This window comes from Piscinibacter gummiphilus (assembly GCF_032681285.1).
Classification (GTDB): Bacteria; Pseudomonadota; Gammaproteobacteria; order Burkholderiales; family Burkholderiaceae_C; genus Rhizobacter; species Rhizobacter gummiphilus_A.
The window spans coordinates 963,611-982,660 of record NZ_CP136336.1 but is presented as its reverse complement, the minus strand read 5'-3'; the positions used below and the strand labels follow the sequence as shown (position 1 = coordinate 982,660).

Genomic DNA, 19,050 nt, shown 5'->3' with positions numbered 1-19,050 from the left:
GTGCGCGCAACTGGCGCGTTCTTGTGTGACTTTCGTCGCGCTTTTCGGCCCCCCCATGGCCGGGACCCCTGAGCTTCTGACAGGTCAAAGTGCACAGCGGTGCCGCTATGCTTGCGCACCCCGCGGGTCTGGCTCCCAAGAAGAACCCATGAAATTCGTCGTCTGGAAATCCGCTCTCGCTCTCCTGGGCGTGCTGCTCACGGCAGCGCCCGCCTGGGCGGCCGCCTTGGCCACCGCCACCATTGCCGATGGCGAGGTGCAACTGGTGCGCGCGGCCACCCGCCATGCCTTGAGCGAAGGCGTGCGCCTGGCCAAGGAAGACATCGTCGAGACGACCGCCAAGGCCCGCTTCGTGCGCATCGAGTTCGCCGATGGCGTGATCCTCGACCTCGGCCCCGAGTCGCGCGCCCTGATCGCCCCGAAGTTCAGCGGCGAGCGGGCGAAGCAGGCCTCGCGCTTCCACCTGCTGCGCGGTACCGCCAAGCTCACCGTGCCCAAGCCGCTCGCGCCGGCGGCCGGCAGCTTCACCATCGCCAACACCGACATCACCGGCGTGGCCAAGAGCGCCGTCTTTGCCGCACAGGGCCCCGAGCTGCAGGTCTTTGCCGAGTCGGGCGAGGTCACCCTTCAGGAGCGCCGTGCCGGCAAGGTGGCGGGCAAGGCCACCGTCAAGAACAGCGAGTTCTACAGCCGCGGTGCCGACGGCAAGGCGAGCACCACGCCCCGCCCCACCGGCCCCTTCATCCAGAAGCTGCCCCGCGCCTTCATGGACACCCTGCCCTCGCGCGCCGCCGCGTTCGCCAGCCGCGACGTGCCGCCCAAACCGCTGGCCGAGATCGCCTACGCCGAGGCCGAACCCTGGCTCGACGCCGAAGGCCTGCGCGCTTATTTCGTCACCCGCTGGAAGGCCCTCGCGCAGAACGCTGCCTTCCGCGACGGCCTGGCCGCCAACATGGCCAACCACCCCGAGTGGGACCGCATCCTGTTCCCCGAGAAGTACCTGCCCAAGCCTGCTGCGTCGATGCCGGTGGGCCATGCCCCCGACCCGGCCTACAAGAAGCCCTGATCTGCATCCGCTGAGCCCGCGCGGCACGTAAGTCGCCACAGCACACCGATCCATCGAAAGTCGCCCCATGAAGCTGCTCGTCAAGTTCAACCTCGTGTTCCTGCTGGTCTTCGCCATCGGCCTCGGCGCCTCGGGCTACGTCGCCCGCCAGATGCTGCAAGACGGCGCCCACGAAGAAGTGCTCGACCGCGCCCGCCTGCTGATGGAAAGCGCGATGGCCGTCAGCACCTACACGGCCACGCAGGTGGCGCCGCTCCTCCAGACGCAGATGACCTACACCTTCCTGCCGCAGTCGGTGCCGGCGTATTCGTCGTCCGAGGTGTTGAACGCACTGCGCAAGAACCACCCCGAATACGCCTACAAGCCGGCGATGCTCAACCCCACCAACCCGCGCGACCGCGCGCAGGACTGGGAGGAAGACGTGATCTCGCGCTTCAAGCAGTCGCCCGACGAGAAGGAATTCATCGGCCAGCGCAGCACGCCCTCGGGCCTCGTGACCTACATCGCCCGCCCGATCAAGATTACCAACCCCGAGTGCCTGCGTTGCCACAGCACGGTGGAAGCGGCGCCGAAGCCGCTGGTGGAGAAGTACGGCCCGGCCAACGGCTTCGGCTGGAACCTCAACGAAGTGCTGGGCGCGCAGGTGGTGTCGGTGCCGATGTCGGTGCCGCTGGAGCGTGCCGACCGCAACTTCAAAGTGGTCATGGGCCTGCTCGCCGGCGTGTTCCTGCTCATCGGCCTCGCGCTCAACCTGATGCTGTGGCAGCTCGTGATCCGCCCGGTGAGCCAGCTGTCGAAACTCTCCGACCGCGTGAGCCTGGGCGAACTCGATGCGCCCGAGTTCAACGTGAAGTCGAAAGACGAGATCGGCACTTTGGCGGAATCGTTCACACGCATGCGCAAGAGCATGGTCCATGCGATGAAGATGCTCGATTCTTGAGACTGACAATCGTTCGATGTCCCATCCGGCCCAACTTGGCAAATATCCGATCACGGGTGTGCTCGGCAAGGGCGCGATGGGCGTCGTCTACAAGGCCTTCGACCCGGTCATCAACCGGCCGGTCGCGATCAAGACCATCCACAAGGCGCTGATCGGGCAAGACCTCTCGGGCTCGTCGACCACCGCCCGCTTCAAGAACGAGGCCCGCGCGGTGGGCCGCATGTCGCACCCGGGCATCGTCGCGATCTACGAGTACGGCGAAGACGCCGACACCGCCTACATCGCGATGGAGTACGTGGAGGGCCGCACGCTCTCGCAGATCCTGCACGGCACACCGCGGCCACCCGAGTGCGACGTGCTGACCATCATGGACCAGCTACTGGCTGCCCTCGACTGCGCGCACAAGCACGGCGTGTGGCACCGCGACATCAAGCCGGCCAACCTGCTCGTCACCAACAGCGGGCAGTTGAAGGTCACCGACTTCGGCATCGCCCGCATCGAATCGGTGGTGCTGACGCAGATCACGTCCACCATCGGCACGCCGGGCTACATGGCGCCCGAGCAGTACATCGGCGAGAACGTCGACCACCGCATCGACATCTTCGCGGCCGGTGCCATCCTCTACGGCATGCTGGTCGGCCACCCGCCGTTTCAGGGCTCGGCCGAGTCGGTCATGTACAAGGTGGTGAACGACCACCCCACACCGCCGAGCAAGGTGCCCGACTCGGGCCGCCCGGCGTTCTACGACGCCATCCTCGCCAAGGCCCTGGCCAAGAAGCCGGCCGACCGCTACCAGAGCGTGGCCGAGTTCCGCGCGGCACTCGCCAAGCGCGACCTCTCGGCCGAGCCCGACACCGGCGAGACGACCATCATCGTGGTCAACGACAGCAGCCCGCCCGCGCCACCCGTGGGCGTGCTCGACCCGCCGAGCGGCGTGCCGCGCTCCGGCTCGACCAGCATCCCCGGCTGGGACCCGGCCACGCTGCATCAGGTGGAGCTGGCGCTGGCCTCCTTCGTCGGCCCGATGGCCAAGGTGATGGTGCGCAAGGCGGCGCGCGACGTCCACGACATCACCGGCCTCAAGACCTCCCTGTGCGACCAGCTCGGCAGCGAGCAGGACCGCCAGCGCTTCATGGCGAAGTTCGACGCCGTCACCTCGCCCGGCCGCGTGGCCCATGCGAGCGGCGGCTCGAAGCTCACCGGCGCCGCCCCCCGCACGCAGGCTCCGGCCACGCAGCCGGGCAGCGGCGGCGTGGCAGTGGGCAGCGCGATCACCGCCGAGACGCTGGCGCACGCCACACGCGTGCTCAGCACCAGCATCGGCCCGATCGCGAGCATCGTGGTCAAGAAGAGCGCCGCCAAGGCGCAGACCCAGGAGCAGCTCTATGCGCTGCTGGGTGAGCAGGTGAACGCCGGCCGCGAGCGCGAGACGCTGCTGGCCGCCCTGCGCAAGCCGATGCGCTGATCGGCCTCGGCGCGTGGCGCGCCGCGCGGCACCGCGTCGCACCCTCGGGGAATACCGATTGCTGGGTAGGTCCACCCTGGCGCACTTCCTCGAGGAGACTTCCATGCCGTTCATCCGCCATGCACTGGCCGCAACCGCCCTGCTCGGCCTGGTGGCCTTGCCCGCGCGAGCGGTGCTGATCACCTTTGACGACCTGCCACCGCCCGCCGACCCCGGCCAGCTCGCCGGCACCCCGGTCACCAACGAGTACGCCTCGCTGGGCCTGATCGTCAACGAAGGCTACCTGGCAGGCTCGGGCGTGCCCGGCACCGACCAGTCGCTGTACGGTGCGCCCTATCTGAGCCTGAGCTTCATCGGCGGCACGCTGCCCACCTACGTGAGCCTCTACGTCAGCGCACCCAACCAGGACCAAGTCTCGGTCGACGCCACCGGCCCCGGCGGCTGGGCGCGCACCGTCGTCACCGATGGTGCCGGCTGGCCGACGTCCACACCCTACCGGCCGAACCAGTACGTGTCGTTCCATGCCGCCAACGGCATCTCGAACCTCGACCTGAGTGCGTTCTACTTCCTGCGCACCGGCCCGTCGATCGACAACCTCTACTTCGGCAACGTGGCGCCCATCCCGGAGCCGGCATCGCTGGCGCTGGCCGCGGCGGGCGTGATCACGCTGTGGGCCGCCCGGCGCCGCCACACGCGCCGCGCGCGCGGGGCGAGCCCGGGCTGACCAGGCCTTCAGGCCCCTGCGAAGAGATTCTTCACGCCGTGCGGCGCGCTGCGCCAGTACTGCGGCGGCGCGCTGACCTGGGCGCCGAGCGCCGCGGCCGCGTGCCAGGGCCAGCGCGGGTTGTAGAGCATGGCGCGTGCGAGTGCCACCGCATCGGCCTGGCCTTGGGCGAGGATGGCCTCGGCCTGCGCGGGCTCGGTGATGAGACCCACCGCCATGGTCGGCATGCCCACCTCGTCTTTCAGGCGCTGCGCGAGCGGCACCTGGTAGCCCGGGCCGAGCGGGATCGCCTGCTTCGCTGAGAGGCCGCCGCTGCTCACGTCGATGGCCGCGCAGCCGCGGGCCTGGAGCGCCTTGGCATAGGCGATGGTGTCGTCCACCGTCCAGCCGCCGTCGACCCAGTCGGTGGCCGACACCCGCACCCATACCGCCTTGTCGGCCGGGAAGGCGGCACGCACCGCGTCGAACACTTCGAGCGGGAAACGCATGCGGTTTTCCAGGCTGCCGCCATACGCGTCGGTGCGCTGGTTGGCCAGCGGCGAGAGGAACTGATGCAGCAGGTAGCCGTGGGCCGAGTGCACCTCCACGCCGTCGAGGCCCAGGCGCGCGGCACGGCGCGCGGCTTCGGCGAAGTCTTCGCGGATGCGGCCCATGTCGTCCAGGCTCAGCGCACGAGGCGCGTCGTAGTGTTCGAGGAAGGGCAGCGCCGACGGGGCCACGGTCTTCCAGCCCTCGGGCTGACCGGGGGCGATCTGGGCGCCGCCTTTCCAGGGCGCGAGCGTCGACGCCTTGCGGCCGGCATGTGCGAGCTGGATCGCGATCGGCATCGTCGAATACCGGCGTGTGGCGGCGAGCACGCGCGCCAGCGCCGCTTCGTTCGCATCGGAGTACAGCCCCAGGTCCTGGGGCGAGATGCGGCCTTCGGGCGACACCGCCGTCGCCTCCAGGATCAAGAGGCCCGCGCCCGACATCGCCAGGTGGCCGACGTGCATCGTGTGCCAGTCGGTGGCACTGCCGTCGAGGGCGGAGTACTGGCACATCGGCGCGATGACGATGCGGTTGGGCAGGCGCAGCGGGCCGATCTGCCAGGGCTGGAAGAGGCGTGGAGAGGAAGTCGACATGGCGTGGTGGGTGGGGAATGGGTGGGGAGGCGTGACGAATTGGGCCATCGATCAAGAGGCCGTGGGGGACTGGGGCTTCGGCGGTGGGAGCAGGGTCTCGAGCTCGAGTGCGGCGGCCATCGCCCGGTAGCCAGCATCGTTGGGGTGCAGGTGGTCGCCCGAGTCGTAGGCCGGGTTCAGCCGTGAAGGGCGGGCGGGGTCGCGCAGCACGCGGTCCATGTCGACGACGGCGTCGAAGCCGGCGCTCTCGCGGATCCACCGGTTGACCGCCTGGCGCAGGCGCTCCTTCTCGGGGCTGTGGTGGCCTTCCAGCGGCGTGCCTTCCAGCGCCCGCTCGAACGGCGGCAGCGTGGCGGCGATCAGCCGCACGTTGTGGGCGCGGGCCAGCTCGGCGAGCGCGCGGTAGCCCTGGGTGAAGTCGTCCAGTCGCATCGCCGCCTCGTGCGGCGCAAAGGGGCCGCCGGGCCAGCCGATGTCGTTGGTGCCCAGCAGCACGATCACCGTGCGCACACCGGGGCGCGAGAACACGTCGCGGCCGATGCGGGCCAGCGCGCTGCGGCCCATGCCGTCGCGCAGCAGGCGAGCCCCCGAGATGCCGGCATTGAGCACCGCCACGCCACGTGGGGCGAGCCGCTCCGCCAGCGCATCGGGCCAGCGTGTATCGGCATCGGGTGTGGCACCGTTGCCGTCGGTGATCGAGTCGCCCAGCGCCACCACCGTCACCGGCGGCTGCGCGCCGTCGACCATCACGCCGGCGAGGAAGGCACGCGTACTCAGGCTCGTGGTGTCGCGGGCGAGCGAGCGCGCGGCGGTCTGGTCGCCGCTGGCGAGATAGGCCGTCTGGCGTGCATCGAAATGGAAGCCGGCCGGCGCGGTGGCCCGCGGCAGATAGATCGATACCGCCACGCGTGCGAGCGCCGGCAGCGCCAGGTCCACCGGATCGCTCACGACACGCGCGCCCGGCGGCACGTGCACCTCGGCCTGGCCGCCGAAGCGCAGCACACGGTCGCTGCCCGCCACCACCGACGAGCCCTCGGCATGGCGCGCGATGCGGGCGCCGCCGATCACGAGCGGCGCCTGGCCTTCCTCGTTGCTCAACACGACGCGCAGCCGCGCACCGCCCACGCTCAGGCGGGCCACCTGGCGCAGCGTCTGGCGCTCGAACTGCGTCGGCGTGCCCAGCGGCAGCACGAAATCGGACGACCACAGCGGCTGCGGGCTCGCCATCCAGCTGTCGCGCCAGAAGGTCGGCGAGGCCTGCGCCACGGCGGGAGCGGCAGCGGCCCATGCTGAAAGGGCGACGACGCCGGCCAGCAGTTGGCGGCGGACTCGCGGGTGCGGAAATGGGTTCATCTCGAGGACATCGGGTTGCGTTGGGGCCCACTGTCTCGAATTCCAATCGGGATGAGAAGACGACAGAATGGCATTCACACCATTCCTTAATCGAATGCCCATGGACACCCTTCGCGCCCTCGCCGCTTTCGTGCACAGCGTGGAGCTCGGCAGCCTCTCGAGCGCCGCACGCGCACTCGACACGACCCAGCCGACAGTGAGCAAGCTCGTCGCCGGCCTCGAACGATCGCTCGGCGTGCGCCTGCTGCGGCGCAGCGCCACACGGCTCACGCTGACCGACGAAGGCCAGCGCTTCCACGACCGTGCTCGCCGCATCCTCGAGGAGTACGACGAAGCGGTGGCCGACGCACGCGAACAGTCGCAGACGCCCCGCGGCCTCTTGCGCGTGAGCGCACCAGCCGCACTCGGCCAGGCCAAGCTCAACGGCTGGATGCTGGAGTTCCTGGCGCAGCACCCCGAGATCGAGATCGACCTGCTGCTCGAAGACCGCTTCGTCGACCTGCTGGAAGAGCGCATCGACGTGTCGCTGCGGCTGAGCGGGCCGCTGCCGCCTCACCTCGTGGCGCGCGCAGTGGGCCGCTGGCCGCGGCTGCTGGTGGCCTCACCCGACTACCTGGCCGCACATGGCAAGCCGCGACGGCCCGATGACCTGGCCGCGCACAACTACCTGCGGTATGCCAGCGGCGGCGACGACACGCTGGTGCTCGACGGCCCCGACGGGCCGGTGCGGGTCGAGCTCACCAGCCGCTACCGCGTCAGCAATGCGATGGCGCTGCTGGAGAGCGTGCAGCAGGGCGCCGGCATTGCCCTCGCGCCCTCATGGAGCGTGGCCGACGCCTTGAAGCGCGGCGAGCTGGTGCGGGTGCTGCCGCGGCACACCGGCCCGGCGCAGGTGGCGCATCTGCTGTATGCGCCGCGCCGTCATCAGCCGCTTCGGGTGCGGGTGCTGGTGGACTTCCTCAGCGAGCGGCTCGCCTCGTTGCCCGGCGGCGAAAAGCTGCCGCGCTGAGGCCCGCGCTCAGCGGTAGTTCGCCGGGAAGAGCTGGCGCTCCACCGACTCGATCAGGATGTGGATCACCTTGATGTGCAGCTCCTGCGAGCGGTCGGCGAACTTGCCGCCGGGGGTGCAGATCTCGATGTCGGCGAGCGTGCCGAGCGTGGCGCCCGGCTTGCCGGTGAGCGCAATCACCTTCATGCCCTTCTTCTTCGCCATCTCGGCGGCGGCCACCACGTTGCGGCTGGTGCCGCTGGTGCTGATGCCCAGCAGGACGTCGCCGCTGCGGCCGTGGCCTTCGAGGTAGCGCGAGAAGATGTGCTCGTAGCCGTAGTCGTTGCCGACGCAGCTGATGTGCGAGGGGTCGCTGATGGACGCGGCGCCGAGCGCGGGGCGGTCCTGGCGGTAGCGGCCGGAGAGTTCTTCGGCGAAGTGCATCGCATCGCACATCGAGCCGCCGTTGCCGCAGCTGAAGACACGGCCTTCACGCTTGAAGGTGTCGGCGAGCAAGGTGCCGGCCGCGTCGATGGCGCGCAGCGTGGCGTCGTTGGCGATCAGGGCGTCGAGCGCGGCGCGCGCGTCGATCAGGGTTTGCTGGATGTGAGGGCTCATGGTGATCACTTTCAAACGTCAAAGCGCCTTGCCGAACGGCGACACGCCAATCAGCCAGGCATGGGCGCGCCACACGAAGAGGCCGTAGAGCGCGAGGCCGCCGACGACCGCGATGAGGTCGTTGGCCGCGCTCGGCGGCGCGCCGAGGGTCGGGCGCTGCACGCGCCGCTTGAGCGAAATGCGGTCGGCCACCGCCCACACGAGAAAGCCGCCGAAGAGCAGCACGTCGGCCAGCGTGCCGTTGGCCAGCAGGTGCGTGAGCGCCCAGAGCTTGGTGGCGGCGAGCATCGGGTGCTTGGCCGCCGTCTTGATGCGCCCCGGCAGGTAGGCGGCCAGCAGCAACGGGAAGACCGGCAGCAGCAAGAGCATCGACAAATGCCGCATCCAGGTGGGCGGGGCGTACAGCAGCGGGGTGGTCTGCCGCGCTTCGCCGTAGCCGTAGACGATCAACACGAAGCCCACGATGGCCACCACGGTGTACACGCCCTTCCAGCCCATCTCGCTGCGCGCAGCCTGGGCGTCGCGCCACGCCGGGGCGACGATGGACACCGAATGGATGCCGAGAAAGAGAACGAGTCCGAGGACGAGCAGGGTCATGGGCAGCTCCAGCGCAGGGAGTGGCGCAGTCTACCGGCAGCCCTGACCTACGCCTACGGCGTGAGAAGCCACTGGATGACGAACTTGGCCACGAAGCCGAGCATGCCCAGGCCGAGCGCCAGGAAGAGCACGAAGGTGCCGAACTTTCCGGCCTTCGACTCCCACGCGAGCTGGCCAATGATGAACACCATGTAAAGCATGAATGCGCCGACACCGAAGGTGAGGCCGAAGCCCGCGATCTGCTCTTCGCTGAAGCCGAACATCAGCGTTCTTTCGTGAGCGACGAGGGCCACTCGGATTCGCGCGCCGGCCAGTGCTCGACGTCGACGAGGTCGCGGTACGCGTGCCAGCTGGCATGGCCGAGCATGGGCATCACGAAGACGAGGCCGATGAAAAGCGAGGCGAGGCCGAGCGCGGTGAAGAGCGCGATCAACAGCGCCCAGACCGCGAGCGGCAGCGGGTTGGCCAGCACCGCGCGCCAGCTCGTCAGCACCGCCTGCATCAAGGTGACACGGCGGTCGAGCAGCAAGGGCATGGCCACCACGCTCGACGCAAAGATGGGCGCGGCCATCACGCCGCCGAGAACGAGCCACACCTCGAACAGCCAACCCTCGCGATCGAGCACCACATGGCGCACGAAGTCCATCGGCTGCAGGATGGGCACCGGCGCATACAGCGTGATCAGCGCCGCCGAGGTCAGCACCCAGCCCGTGCCGGCGAGCGCGAGGCCGATGCCGAAGCGCACCAGGCTCCAGTAGTCGGCGCCGAACTTGTCGAGGTGGTCGCGCTGCCAGTGCACCCAGGTGTCGACCACCACGCGCAGCGTGGCCGGCTCGCGCCGCTCGAGGGCGCGGCTGAGTGCATAGAGGCTCGTGGCGAGCACAGGCGCGATCAGCAGGAAACCCGAGACGGCACCGGCGAGCAGCCAGAAGCGGTCATGCGCCACCGCCACGATCACACCGCCACCCAGCGCCAGCACGAGCCCCTGCGCAAAACTCAGCCAGCCGATGCGCGCCATGTCGCGCCAGGCGAGCACGAGCCACACCAGCGGCTGGCCGAAGGTGATGGTGCGAACGGAAGGAAGTGGACGGGCGCGCGGATTCATGGCGGTGCCGGCAGTCTAGAGACGCGGCGTGGATCGCCCTTGATCCAGCGCAGCTGCGGGCCCGCTCGTGGGCCGGCGGGTCAGCGCAGTGCGCCCAGCGTCGCTGTCCAGCCGACGATGCCGCCTTGCGCCCGGATCATGTCGAGCGCCGCCTGCTTGAACTCGGGGAAGTACGAGCCGGTGGCTTCTTCGATCAGCAGGCACTCGTAACCGCGGTCGTTGGCCTCGCGCATGGTGGTCTGCACGCAGACCTCGGTGGTCACGCCGCCGAAGATCAGGTGGGTGATACCGCGCCGCGTCAGTTCTTCACCGAGATCCGTGCCGTAGAAGGCCCCCTTGCCGGGCTTGGCGATCACGAGGTCACCTTCCTGCGGCAGCAGCTCGGGCACGAAGCCGGCACCGGGTTCGCCGAGGATGAGGATGCGGCCCATCGGGCCCGGGTCGCCGATGCGCAAGCTCGGTTTGCCACGCAGGCGCTTGGCGGGTGGGCAGTCCGACAGATCAGGCTGGTGGCACTCCTGGGTGTGGATCACGAGCACGCCGTGCTCGCGGCACCACGCGATGAGCTCGGCCGCGGCGGGCACCACCGGCTTCAACAGCGAGACGTCGTTGCCGAGCGTGGCGCCGAAGCCGCCGGGCTCGATGAAGTCGCGCTGCATGTCGATCATCACGAGCGCGGTGTGCGCCGGGTCGAAGCTGAACGGGCCCGGCTGGGCGGCGACGGTGATGCTGCTCAATGTGCGCTCCCACCCATGAAGGCACCGAGGCGGTTGCGGTCGGCTTGGTGTGCGTCCGTTTCGTGCACGACCTGGCCACCACTCATCACCGCGATGCGGTCGGACAGCGCGAGCAACTCGTCGAGGTCTTCGCTGATGAGCAACACCGCGCCGCCGCGGTTGCGCACGTCCATCAGGCGCTGGTGGATCTCGGCGACGGCCGCGAAGTCGAGGCCGAAGACGGGGTTGGAGACGATCAGGACCTCGGCGTCATCGCTCAGCTCTCGCGCGAGCACGGCACGCTGCACGTTGCCGCCCGAGAGCGAGCGGATCTGCGCCAGCTCGCCGCGGGTCTTCACGCCGAACTCACCGATGAGCTTGCGCGCCCGCTCGCGCAACGTGCGGCCGCGCATCCAGCCGAGGCGCGACGCGGGCGCCACGTCGAAGGACCGCAGGCCGATGTTGTCGGACACGCTCATGTCGCCCACGCACGCATTGCGCAAAGGCTCTTCTGGGAGGCTGCGCACCTTGAGGCGGCGGTTCTGGGCGCGGGTGGCGGCGAAGCGTTCCGTCCCGACCCACACCTCACCGGAGACCCGCCGGCGCTGACCGACGAGCGCCTCGGCGAACTCGCGCTGGCCGTTGCCCGAGACGCCGGCGATGCCGACGATCTCGCCCGCGTGCACGTTGACGGAGAGACCGGCCACCGCCACCTGGCCCCGGTCACCATCGACCACCAATGACTTCACCTGCAACATGGCCTCGCCGCGCTCGCGCTCCGCGCGCTGCGGCGCGGCGAACTCGCGCTTCGCGTCACCCTCGCCTCCCACCATCTCGGCCGCGAGCTGCTGCGGCGTGGTCTCGTCGACACGGTGCGCCGCGACGAGCTTGCCCTTGCGCAGCACGCTCACGTCGTCGGCATAGGCCGTGACCTCGCGGAACTTGTGGGTGATGAGGACGATGCTGCACTCGCCTGCATGCGCGCGGTCGCGCAGCAGGCCCAGCACCTCGTCGGCCTCCTGCGGCGTGAGCACCGAGGTGGGCTCGTCGAGGATGAGCAGGCGCGGCTTCAGCAACAGCTGCTTGAGGATCTCGAGCTTCTGCTTCTGCCCGGCCGACAGCTCCTGCGGCGTGGCGTCGAGGTCGAGCTTGAAGGGCGTGGTCTTCATGAACTCGGCGAGTGCCGCACGCTCCTTCTTCCAGTCGATCACCGCCGGCAGGTGGCCACGGGCGAGCAGCAGGTTCTCGGCCACCGTCATGCCGGGCACCACCGTGAAGTGCTGGTAGACCATGCCGATGCCGAGGTCGCGTGCGACCACCGGCGTGGCGATGTCGTGCTCCTTGTTGTCGAGCAGCACCGCGCCTTCTTCGGCGCGCTGGTAGCCGACCACGCACTTCACGAGCGTGCTCTTGCCGGCGCCGTTTTCGCCGAGCAGGGCGTGCACGGTGCCGGGCCGCACCTTGAGCGAGACGTGGTCGAGCGCGGTGAAGGCGCCGAAGCGCTTGGTCAGGTCGTAGGTGTCGAGGGCCAGTGCGCCGGTCGGGCGCGGCACCGGGTCGAGGGGCGCGGTCATGCGGTCACCGCCTCGATCACCGCCTTGGAGTCGGAGACCGCGCCGAATACGCCCCCCTGCATCGTCACCATCTTCAGCGCCGCCTGGTGGTTGCCGAGGTCGGTGGCGCCGGTGCAGTCCGAGAGGATCAGGCACTCGTAGCCGCGGTCGTTGGCGTCGCGCATCGTCGTGTGCACGCAGACGTCCGTCGTGATGCCGGTGAGGATCAGGTTGCGGATGCCGCGGTTGTGCAGGATGAGGTCGAAGTTGGTCGCGTAGAACGAGCCCTTGCCGGGCTTGTCGATCACCGGCTCGCCGGGCAACGGGGCCAGCTCGGGAATGATTTCCCACCCCGGCTGGCCTATCGTGAGGATGCGTCCACACGGCCCCAGGTCACCGATGCCGATGCCGTTGGTGCCGGCCTGGCGCGAGCGCCAGAGTTTGTTGGCCGGCAGGTCGGAAAGATCGGGCTTGTGGCCTTCACGGGTGTGGATCAGCGTGTAGCCGGCGTCGCGCATCACCTTGAAGAGCTTCTTCAAGGGCTCGATCGGGGCGCGGGTCATCGAGATGTCGTAGCCCATCTTGTCGACGTAGCCGCCGGGGCCGCAGAAGTCGACCTGCATGTCGATCACGACGAGTGCCGTGTTGTCGGGCCGCAGGTTGCCGTCGTAGGGCCAGCGGTAGGGGTCGGCGGCGACGTAGCGCTCTTTCATCTCAGGCCACCTTCTTCAAAGGAGGAACTTGCGAGCCGGCGTAGCTGCGCGTCGGCGCCTCGAAGCCGCAGCTCGTGCCATCGGTCACCTGGACGCTCGCTTCCCACGGCAGCACGTAGCGGCCGGCCGCCATGTCCTGCATGTAGGTGTAGGGGCAGTCCTGCGCGCCCCCTTTCACCGCCACGTAGCCGCGGTGGTAGAGCTGGTAGATGTTGTTCTCGACGCCCCAGGTTGCGCGCGCCTCGCGCACGAGGTCGGGGCGCAGTTCGCAGGTGATGATCTCGTCGGGGCGGCCGCTGCCTTCCACCATCACGGTGCCGTCGAAGTTGCAGAACATGCCTTCGCCCATGGAGTCGAAGGTGCCGTCGCTGCCGCACATGCAGACGTTCGCCGTGTAGACGAGGTTGCAGAAGGCGTTGGCCTGGTTGGTGATCTTCCACGCATGGCGGATCGGGGCCGTGTAGCCCGCTGTGCGGATCACGATCTCCGCGCCCTTGTAGGTGGCCTCGCGCGCCATCTCGGGGAACATGCCGTCGTGGCAGATGATGAGCGCGAGCTTGCTGCCGTTAGGCCCCTCGCACACCGGAATGCCGAGATTGCCCGGCTCCCACGGCTCGACCGGCACCCACGGGTGCAGCTTGCGGTAATAGAGCTTGATCTCGCCTTGGTCGTCGATGATCAGGCCGCTGTTGTACGGGTTGCCCTGCGGGTTGGCTTCCATGATGGAGAAGCAGCCCCAGATCTTGTTGGCCACGCACGCTTGCTTGAAGGCCTCGACTTCCGGGCCGTCGAGGGTGCACATGATCTCGGGATTCGTGTCCATCGAGAGGCCGTGCAGCGAGTACTCGGGGAAGACGACGAGGTCCATCGTCGACTGGTTGCGTCGCGCCTTGGCGACCATGTCGACGATGCGCTGCGTCTGTGCGGCCAGGTCAGCCTTCGTCTTCACCACCGGCAGCTGCAACTGCACTAGCCCCATCACCACGCCGTTCGGCGACTTGTTCAACCCACCCAATCCACTCATCGACGACTCCTTCAGCGTGTCACGCCCAGCTCCATCGGCGCGCCTTTCAGGCTGCGCGTGGGCGAGCAGGTCCAGATCAGAATCGCGAGCGTCAGCACATAGGGCACGGCGTTGAAGAGGTAGTAGCCGCTGCTGATGCCCACCGATTGAAGCGCGGGGCCGAGCGCACCCGCCCCGCCGAAGAGCAGCGCCGCACCGAGGCAACGCCACGGGCTCCAGCGCGCGAAGATCACGAGCGCCACGGCGATCAGACCCTGGCCACTGGAGAGGCCTTCGTTCCAGCTGCCGGGGTAGTAGAGCGACAGCGAGGCACCGCCGAGCCCGGCGATGAAGCCGCCGGCGCAGGTGGCCGCGATGCGGATGCCGTTGACCGAGTAGCCGAGCGCGCGCGCCGCATCGCTTGAGTCACCGGCCATGCGCAGCACGAGACCGAAACGCGTGGCCTTGAAGCCCCAGGCGAGCAGCGCCGCCAGCGCCACGCCGATGGGGAAGAGCATGTTGATCTGCAGGGCCGAGCGGATCTGCGGCGAACCGCTCCAGGCGCCGAGGTCGAGAGACGGAATCTGCGGCGCCTGCGGCTGGATCAGCGGCTTGCCGAGGTAGAACGCGAGGCCGCTGCCCAGCAGCATCAGCGCGATGCCGGTGGCGATGTCGTTCACGCGCGGCAATGAGCACACGAGGCCGTGCAGCAGCGAGAGCAGCGCACCGCAGCCCCCGGCGAGCAGCACGCCGACCCACACGTTGCCGCTGAGATACGCGCCGCCGAAGCCGGCCATCGCGCTGAAGACGAGCACGCCTTCGAGGCCGAGGTTGATGCGGCCCGACTTCTCGGTGATGCATTCGCCCAGGCTCACCAGCAGGAAGGGCGTGCCCACGCGGATGGCGCCACCCAGCACGGCGATCAGCACGTTGAGAAAGATCTCGGTCGTGCTCATGTGGCGGCCTCCGTCACCACGCGAGTGGGTTGCGCGGTCGGCGCCGGCTTCGGCGCACGCGGCGCAAAGAGCTTGCCGCGCAGCGCCTCGCTTGCGAGGATCAGCAGGAACGCAAAGCCCTGCAGCACCATCACCGAGGCATCGGGCACGTCCATGCGCCGCTGCAGCAAGCTGCCGGCCGCGCCGAAGCCGCCGAAGAGCACCGCCACCGGGATCACGGCCCACGGGTTGTGGCGGGCGACGAAGGACACGAGGATGCCGGTGTAGCCGAGGCCGGCGATCAGCGAGGCGTTGGCATTGGTGTGCACGGCGGCGACTTCGATGCCACCCGCGAGGCCGGCACACGCGCCACCGATGGCACACGCCCCCACCATCAGCCGCGCCCCGGGCAGGCCTACCAGCAGGGCCGCACGCGTGTTGCCGCCGACGATGCGGGTGGCAAAGCCCGAGGTGGTGAAGAAGAGCCACAGGCCGAGCAGCACGCAGGCCGCGATGCCGAAGACGAGGCCCCAGTGGATGTCGGTGCCGGCGATGCCGCCGATCAGCAGGCCATCGCCCAGCGTGCGCGTCGAGGGCTTGTTGAGGCTGGCCGGGTCACGCATCGGCCCTTCGACGAAATGCTTGAAGAGCGCCACGGCGGTGTACGCGAGCAAGAGGCTGCTGATGGTCTCGTTGACACCGCGCCATTGCCGCAGCGCGCCGACGAGCGCGATCCACACCGCACCCGTCAGCGCTGCGGCGAGGAGCAGCATCGCGGTGCCGAACGCATTGGCCGGCGGGGCAAAGAGATAGGGAAGCCCGGCGCAGGCAAGGCCCCCGAGCACCAGCGCCCCTTCTCCGCCGATGACGATGAGCCCTGCCCGCGCCGGGATCGCCACGCACAGCGCCGTCAGCATCAACGGCGCCGCCCGCTGCAGCGAGTTCTGCCATGAAAACCAGTCACCGAAGGCGCCCTTGAATAGCAGCGCCCACGCGTCGACCGGGCTCTTCCCCCCCGCCCAGATGAAGGCGCCGAACAACAACAGCGCGCCCGTCATCGCGAGCACCGGAAGTGCAATCGCCTCCAGCGTCTCCTGGGTGCGGGTGGACAAGGCCATGGTGGTTCCCTCCTCCTCGCCTCGCAGTCTTTGTGCGCCGTCTTCAGGCCGGTTTGCCGACGACGCCTTCCACCAGGTAGTTCATGCCTTCGAGTTCGACATCGGTCTGCTTGAAGGCCTTGCCGGCGGCGATCACTTCCTTGCCGCTGTTGTCCTTGAGCGGGCCTTTGAAGATGTCGAACTTGCCGGCGATCATCGAAGCCTTCACTTCGTCGGCCTTCTTCTTCGCCGCCGCCGTGACCATCGCGCCGTAGGGCGACGGTTTGACGAAGCCCTCTTTCAGGCCACCGCGCACGAAGTTGGGGTGCGGCTTGCCGGTGCGGGCGGCGTCGATGATCGTTTTGTAGGCGGTGATCCAGTTCCACTCGGCGCCGGTGAGGTAGGCGTTCGGTGCGAGCTTGGCCTGGCTCGCGTGGTAGCCGCAGACGAACTTGCCGCGCTTGGCCGCCGTCTCGACGATCACCTTCGGCCCGTCGACGTGCATGGTGAAGACGTCGATGCCCTGGTCGGCCAGGCTGTTGGTGGCTTCGGCTTCCTTGACGGGCATCGACCAGTCGCCGGTGAAGATGACGGTCGTGGTGATCGACGGGTCGACCGAGCGGGCGCCGAGCGTGAACGCATTGATGTTGCGCAGCACCTGCGGAATGGGCTTGGCTGCGATGAAGCCGAGCTTCTTGCTCTTGGTCATGTGGCCGGCAACCACGCCGTTGAGGTACTGGCCTTCGTCGATGTAGCCGAAGAAGCTGCCGGTGTTCTTCGGGTGCTTGGCCTCGCTCCACAGGCCGCCGCAGTGGGCAAAACGCACCTTGGGGTTCTTGGCCGCGACCGCGAGCATGTGCGGGTCGAAGTAGCCGAAGGACGTGGGGAAGAGCAGCGTCGCGCCGTCTTGCGAAATCATGCCTTGCATGGTCTTCTGCACGGCGGTGGTCTCGGGAACGTTCTCTTCTTCCACGGCCTTGATGCCGGGCAGCTTCTTCACCTCGGCCACGGCCTCGGCCTGCGCCTGGTTGTAGCCGTAGTCGTCTCGCGGGCCCACGTAGATGAAGCCGACGGTGATGGGCGCCTGGCCTTGCACCAGCCCGCTCAAACCGCCGAACGCCGCCGTGGCACCCACGGCCCCCACCCCTCTCAGAACCCCGCGACGGTTGATATCCGTTCCAGACATTGCTGCGCTCCTGTGCACGTTGCAGTGGTTGAAGAAGCCTTCGCAGGAGCCGTGCCCACAGGCATGCACCGAGACGAGGCCGGTTTTGAACACCTTCTTGTATACATGCAATGGGTGTGCCAGCTTCGTTTTGCTGTTGGAGCGGCGTGGAGGACTTGGGGTCGCGGATTCCTCCGTGTCCCCCGCCCGGTGAGCGCTGCCGCGATCACCGGGCTCCTCCTTTACCTGCGGAATCCGCGACCCCAAGCCCTCCACGCAAGACGCACCTGGGTTACTTCGCCAGAGGAATGGCGCGATGTGTCGCGCCGAGGGGATGGGGTGGGTGAATCCCGCAGGTAAAGGAGGAGCCCGCTCACCACGGGAGTGGTGAGCGGGCGGGGGACACGGAGGGATTCACCCACCCCATCCCCTCGGCGCCGCTCCGCCCGCCGCACAAAAAAAGGCGGCCCGCAGGCCGCCTTTCTCCATCCGCAAAAGCACCTCACCAGTTCGCCTCACGCTCCGGCGTCGCCGTGATGCGGTGGATCGACAGGTCGGCCCCGTCGTATTCCTCTTCCTGGCTCAGCCGCAGCCCCATCACCATCTTGATGAGGCCGTAGACGACGAGGCCGCCCACGAGCGCCCACGCCACGCCCATCAAGGTGCCGATCAGTTGCGCACCAAAGGTCACGCCCCCACGGCCACCGAGCGCGGTGAGCCCGAAGATGCCGCAGGCGATGCCGCCCCAGGCGCCGCACAGGCCGTGCAGCGGCCACACGCCGAGCACGTCGTCGATCTTCCATTTGTTCTGCGTGAGGGTGAACATCACCACGAAGATCGCGCCCGCAATGCCGCCGGTGACGAGCGCGCCCACCGGGTGCATCACGTCGGACCCCGCACACACCGCCACCAGCCCGGCGAGCGGGCCGTTGTAGGCGAAGCCGGGGTCGTTCTTGCCCGCGAGCACGGCGACGAGCGTGCCGCCCACCATCGCCATCAGCGAGTTGACGGCCACGAGCCCGGAGATCTTGTCGATCGTCTGCGCGCTCATCACGTTGAAGCCGAACCAGCCCACCGCCAGCACCCAGGCGCCCAGCGCGAGGAAGGGAATGCTCGACGGCGGGTGCGCCGAGATGCCGCCGTCTTTCTTGTAGCGGTTGGCGCGCGCGCCCAGCAGCAGCACCGCCGGCAGCGCGAGCCAGCCGCCCACCGCGTGCACCACCACCGAGCCGGCGAAGTCATGCAGCTCGGCGCCGGCCACGCTCTTGAGCCAGGCCTGGATGCCGAAGTTGCCGTTCCACACCACGCCCTCGAAGAGCGGGTAGACGAGACCCACGATCACCGCGGTGGCGATGAGCTGCGGGTAGAAGCGCGCCCGTTCGGCAATGCCGCCCGAGATGATGGCGGGGATGGCCGCTGCAAACGTCAGCAGGAAGAAGAACTTGACCAGGTCGTAGCCGTTCTTCTGCGCAAGCGTCTCGGCGCCGCTCCAGAACTGCACCCCGTACGCCACGAGGTAGCCGACGAAGAAATACGCGATGGTCGAGACGCTGAAGTCGACCAGGATCTTCACCAGCGCATTGACCTGGTTCTTCTTGCGCACCGTGCCCAGCTCCAGGAAGGCGAAGCCGGCATGCATGGCGAGCACCATGATGGCGCCCAGGAGGATGAAGAGCGCATCCGCGCCCTGCTTGAGTTGCTCCATGTGATCGTTCCGAGTTTGAGAAGCGTCGCACCCCCAAACCGCACCAACCCGGCGCGGTTTCCCTCGAAAGGTGCGATCAAGCACCATCGGCAAGCAATTTGTGTGCCTTTTTGGGGCGGCTGAATGCGCCGATTCGGCACGGGCTTGGGGCGTTTGGCCCCGCCGCGTGCACCGGCCTTGTGCGGC

19 protein-coding genes are annotated in these 19,050 nt (G+C 68.6%); 5 read left to right on the top strand and 14 right to left on the bottom strand.

Features of this window, described 5'->3' with window-relative positions:
- Window positions 1–148 precede the first annotated feature (148 nt).
- The 4 genes from RXV79_RS04715 to RXV79_RS04700 all read left to right on the top strand — a co-directional run bounded on the left by RXV79_RS04715 (window position 149) and on the right by RXV79_RS04700 (window position 4,195).
- Entirely contained in the window at window positions 149–1,066 is a 918-nt protein-coding gene (locus tag RXV79_RS04715; RefSeq protein WP_316702319.1) for a FecR family protein, read from the top strand.
- Between the two features lie 67 nt (window positions 1,067–1,133).
- Complete coding sequence (locus RXV79_RS04710) at window positions 1,134–2,006, top strand: c-type heme family protein (RefSeq protein ID WP_316702318.1); 873 nt, start codon at window positions 1,134–1,136, stop codon at window positions 2,004–2,006.
- A gap of 16 nt (window positions 2,007–2,022) precedes the next feature.
- The gene (locus tag RXV79_RS04705) at window positions 2,023–3,471 is read left to right on the top strand and encodes a serine/threonine-protein kinase (protein WP_316702317.1); all 1,449 of its coding nucleotides are present in this window, start codon (window positions 2,023–2,025) and stop codon (window positions 3,469–3,471) included.
- A 103-nt stretch (window positions 3,472–3,574) separates the two neighbouring features.
- Entirely contained in the window at window positions 3,575–4,195 is a 621-nt protein-coding gene (locus RXV79_RS04700) for a PEP-CTERM sorting domain-containing protein (protein ID WP_316702316.1), read from the top strand.
- An 8-nt stretch (window positions 4,196–4,203) separates the two neighbouring features.
- Here the strand turns inward: RXV79_RS04700 and RXV79_RS04695 are convergent, their stop codons facing one another.
- Both RXV79_RS04695 and RXV79_RS04690 read right to left on the bottom strand, forming a co-directional pair.
- Window positions 4,204–5,316 (bottom strand): NADH:flavin oxidoreductase/NADH oxidase, encoded by a 1,113-nt coding sequence (locus RXV79_RS04695; RefSeq protein WP_316702315.1) that lies wholly within the window; start codon window positions 5,314–5,316, stop codon window positions 4,204–4,206.
- 51 nt (window positions 5,317–5,367) lie between these two features.
- The gene (locus RXV79_RS04690) at window positions 5,368–6,669 is read right to left on the bottom strand and encodes an SGNH/GDSL hydrolase family protein (protein WP_316702314.1); all 1,302 of its coding nucleotides are present in this window, start codon (window positions 6,667–6,669) and stop codon (window positions 5,368–5,370) included.
- A gap of 100 nt (window positions 6,670–6,769) precedes the next feature.
- Between RXV79_RS04690 and RXV79_RS04685 the strand changes: the two genes are divergently transcribed.
- Window positions 6,770–7,678 (top strand): LysR family transcriptional regulator, encoded by a 909-nt coding sequence (locus tag RXV79_RS04685; RefSeq protein WP_316702313.1) that lies wholly within the window; start codon window positions 6,770–6,772, stop codon window positions 7,676–7,678.
- 9 nt (window positions 7,679–7,687) lie between these two features.
- Here the strand turns inward: RXV79_RS04685 and gmhA are convergent, their stop codons facing one another.
- The 12 genes from gmhA to RXV79_RS04625 form a co-directional block, all read right to left on the bottom strand.
- A complete protein-coding gene (gene gmhA / locus RXV79_RS04680) occupies window positions 7,688–8,275 on the bottom strand; it encodes a D-sedoheptulose 7-phosphate isomerase (RefSeq protein ID WP_316702312.1) in 588 nt (195 codons plus the stop codon).
- 18 nt (window positions 8,276–8,293) lie between these two features.
- Window positions 8,294–8,872: an NnrU family protein gene (locus RXV79_RS04675; protein ID WP_316702311.1), complete on the bottom strand. Its 579-nt coding sequence runs from the start codon at window positions 8,870–8,872 to the stop codon at window positions 8,294–8,296.
- Between the two features lie 53 nt (window positions 8,873–8,925).
- Window positions 8,926–9,135, bottom strand: a complete 210-nt coding sequence (locus RXV79_RS04670; RefSeq protein WP_316702310.1) for a DUF2788 domain-containing protein — start codon at window positions 9,133–9,135, stop codon at window positions 8,926–8,928.
- On the bottom strand, window positions 9,135–9,977 hold the full coding sequence (locus tag RXV79_RS04665) for a DUF2189 domain-containing protein (protein ID WP_316702309.1): 843 nt from the start codon (window positions 9,975–9,977) through the stop codon (window positions 9,135–9,137). Before RXV79_RS04665 ends, RXV79_RS04670 begins: the two co-directional genes overlap by 1 nt.
- Window positions 9,978–10,057: 80 nt before the next feature.
- The gene (locus RXV79_RS04660) at window positions 10,058–10,714 is read right to left on the bottom strand and encodes a cysteine hydrolase family protein (protein WP_316702308.1); all 657 of its coding nucleotides are present in this window, start codon (window positions 10,712–10,714) and stop codon (window positions 10,058–10,060) included.
- A complete protein-coding gene (locus RXV79_RS04655) occupies window positions 10,711–12,267 on the bottom strand; it encodes an ABC transporter ATP-binding protein (RefSeq protein WP_316702307.1) in 1,557 nt (518 codons plus the stop codon). Before RXV79_RS04655 ends, RXV79_RS04660 begins: the two co-directional genes overlap by 4 nt.
- The gene (locus tag RXV79_RS04650; RefSeq protein ID WP_316702306.1) at window positions 12,264–12,959 is read right to left on the bottom strand and encodes a biuret amidohydrolase; all 696 of its coding nucleotides are present in this window, start codon (window positions 12,957–12,959) and stop codon (window positions 12,264–12,266) included. The genes RXV79_RS04655 and RXV79_RS04650 overlap by 4 nt, the downstream gene beginning before the upstream one ends.
- 1 nt (window position 12,960) lies before the next feature.
- Window positions 12,961–13,983, bottom strand: a complete 1,023-nt coding sequence (locus tag RXV79_RS04645) for a formamidase (RefSeq protein WP_316702305.1) — start codon at window positions 13,981–13,983, stop codon at window positions 12,961–12,963.
- Between the two features lie 11 nt (window positions 13,984–13,994).
- A complete protein-coding gene (locus RXV79_RS04640; RefSeq protein ID WP_316702304.1) occupies window positions 13,995–14,918 on the bottom strand; it encodes an ABC transporter permease in 924 nt (307 codons plus the stop codon).
- A complete protein-coding gene (locus RXV79_RS04635) occupies window positions 14,915–16,015 on the bottom strand; it encodes an ABC transporter permease (RefSeq protein WP_316702303.1) in 1,101 nt (366 codons plus the stop codon). The genes RXV79_RS04640 and RXV79_RS04635 overlap by 4 nt, the downstream gene beginning before the upstream one ends.
- Before the next feature lie 43 nt (window positions 16,016–16,058).
- Entirely contained in the window at window positions 16,059–17,180 is a 1,122-nt protein-coding gene (locus RXV79_RS04630) for a BMP family ABC transporter substrate-binding protein (RefSeq protein ID WP_316702302.1), read from the bottom strand.
- Between the two features lie 481 nt (window positions 17,181–17,661).
- The gene (locus RXV79_RS04625; protein ID WP_316702301.1) at window positions 17,662–18,864 is read right to left on the bottom strand and encodes an ammonium transporter; all 1,203 of its coding nucleotides are present in this window, start codon (window positions 18,862–18,864) and stop codon (window positions 17,662–17,664) included.
- Window positions 18,865–19,050 lie beyond the last annotated feature (186 nt).

Excerpts from the sequence above, each read along its gene's own strand:
- RXV79_RS04630 (WP_316702302.1), bottom strand. The coding sequence starts at position 17,180 with ATGTCTGGAACGGATATCAACCGTCGCGGGGTTCTGAGAGGGGTGGGG.
- RXV79_RS04645 (WP_316702305.1), bottom strand. The coding sequence starts at position 13,983 with ATGAGTGGATTGGGTGGGTTGAACAAGTCGCCGAACGGCGTGGTGATG.
- RXV79_RS04685 (WP_316702313.1), top strand. The coding sequence starts at position 6,770 with ATGGACACCCTTCGCGCCCTCGCCGCTTTCGTGCACAGCGTGGAGCTC.
- RXV79_RS04700 (WP_316702316.1), top strand. The coding sequence starts at position 3,575 with ATGCCGTTCATCCGCCATGCACTGGCCGCAACCGCCCTGCTCGGCCTG.
- RXV79_RS04705 (WP_316702317.1), top strand. The coding sequence starts at position 2,023 with ATGTCCCATCCGGCCCAACTTGGCAAATATCCGATCACGGGTGTGCTC.
- gmhA (WP_316702312.1), bottom strand. The coding sequence starts at position 8,275 with ATGAGCCCTCACATCCAGCAAACCCTGATCGACGCGCGCGCCGCGCTC.
- RXV79_RS04650 (WP_316702306.1), bottom strand. The coding sequence starts at position 12,959 with ATGAAAGAGCGCTACGTCGCCGCCGACCCCTACCGCTGGCCCTACGAC.
- RXV79_RS04625 (WP_316702301.1), bottom strand. The coding sequence starts at position 18,864 with ATGGAGCAACTCAAGCAGGGCGCGGATGCGCTCTTCATCCTCCTGGGC.
- RXV79_RS04665 (WP_316702309.1), bottom strand. The coding sequence starts at position 9,977 with ATGAATCCGCGCGCCCGTCCACTTCCTTCCGTTCGCACCATCACCTTC.
- RXV79_RS04655 (WP_316702307.1), bottom strand. The coding sequence starts at position 12,267 with ATGACCGCGCCCCTCGACCCGGTGCCGCGCCCGACCGGCGCACTGGCC.
- RXV79_RS04640 (WP_316702304.1), bottom strand. The coding sequence starts at position 14,918 with ATGAGCACGACCGAGATCTTTCTCAACGTGCTGATCGCCGTGCTGGGT.
- RXV79_RS04670 (WP_316702310.1), bottom strand. The coding sequence starts at position 9,135 with ATGTTCGGCTTCAGCGAAGAGCAGATCGCGGGCTTCGGCCTCACCTTC.
- RXV79_RS04635 (WP_316702303.1), bottom strand. The coding sequence starts at position 16,015 with ATGGCCTTGTCCACCCGCACCCAGGAGACGCTGGAGGCGATTGCACTT.
- RXV79_RS04695 (WP_316702315.1), bottom strand. The coding sequence starts at position 5,316 with ATGTCGACTTCCTCTCCACGCCTCTTCCAGCCCTGGCAGATCGGCCCG.
- RXV79_RS04715 (WP_316702319.1), top strand. The coding sequence starts at position 149 with ATGAAATTCGTCGTCTGGAAATCCGCTCTCGCTCTCCTGGGCGTGCTG.
- RXV79_RS04710 (WP_316702318.1), top strand. The coding sequence starts at position 1,134 with ATGAAGCTGCTCGTCAAGTTCAACCTCGTGTTCCTGCTGGTCTTCGCC.
- RXV79_RS04675 (WP_316702311.1), bottom strand. The coding sequence starts at position 8,872 with ATGACCCTGCTCGTCCTCGGACTCGTTCTCTTTCTCGGCATCCATTCG.
- RXV79_RS04690 (WP_316702314.1), bottom strand. The coding sequence starts at position 6,669 with ATGAACCCATTTCCGCACCCGCGAGTCCGCCGCCAACTGCTGGCCGGC.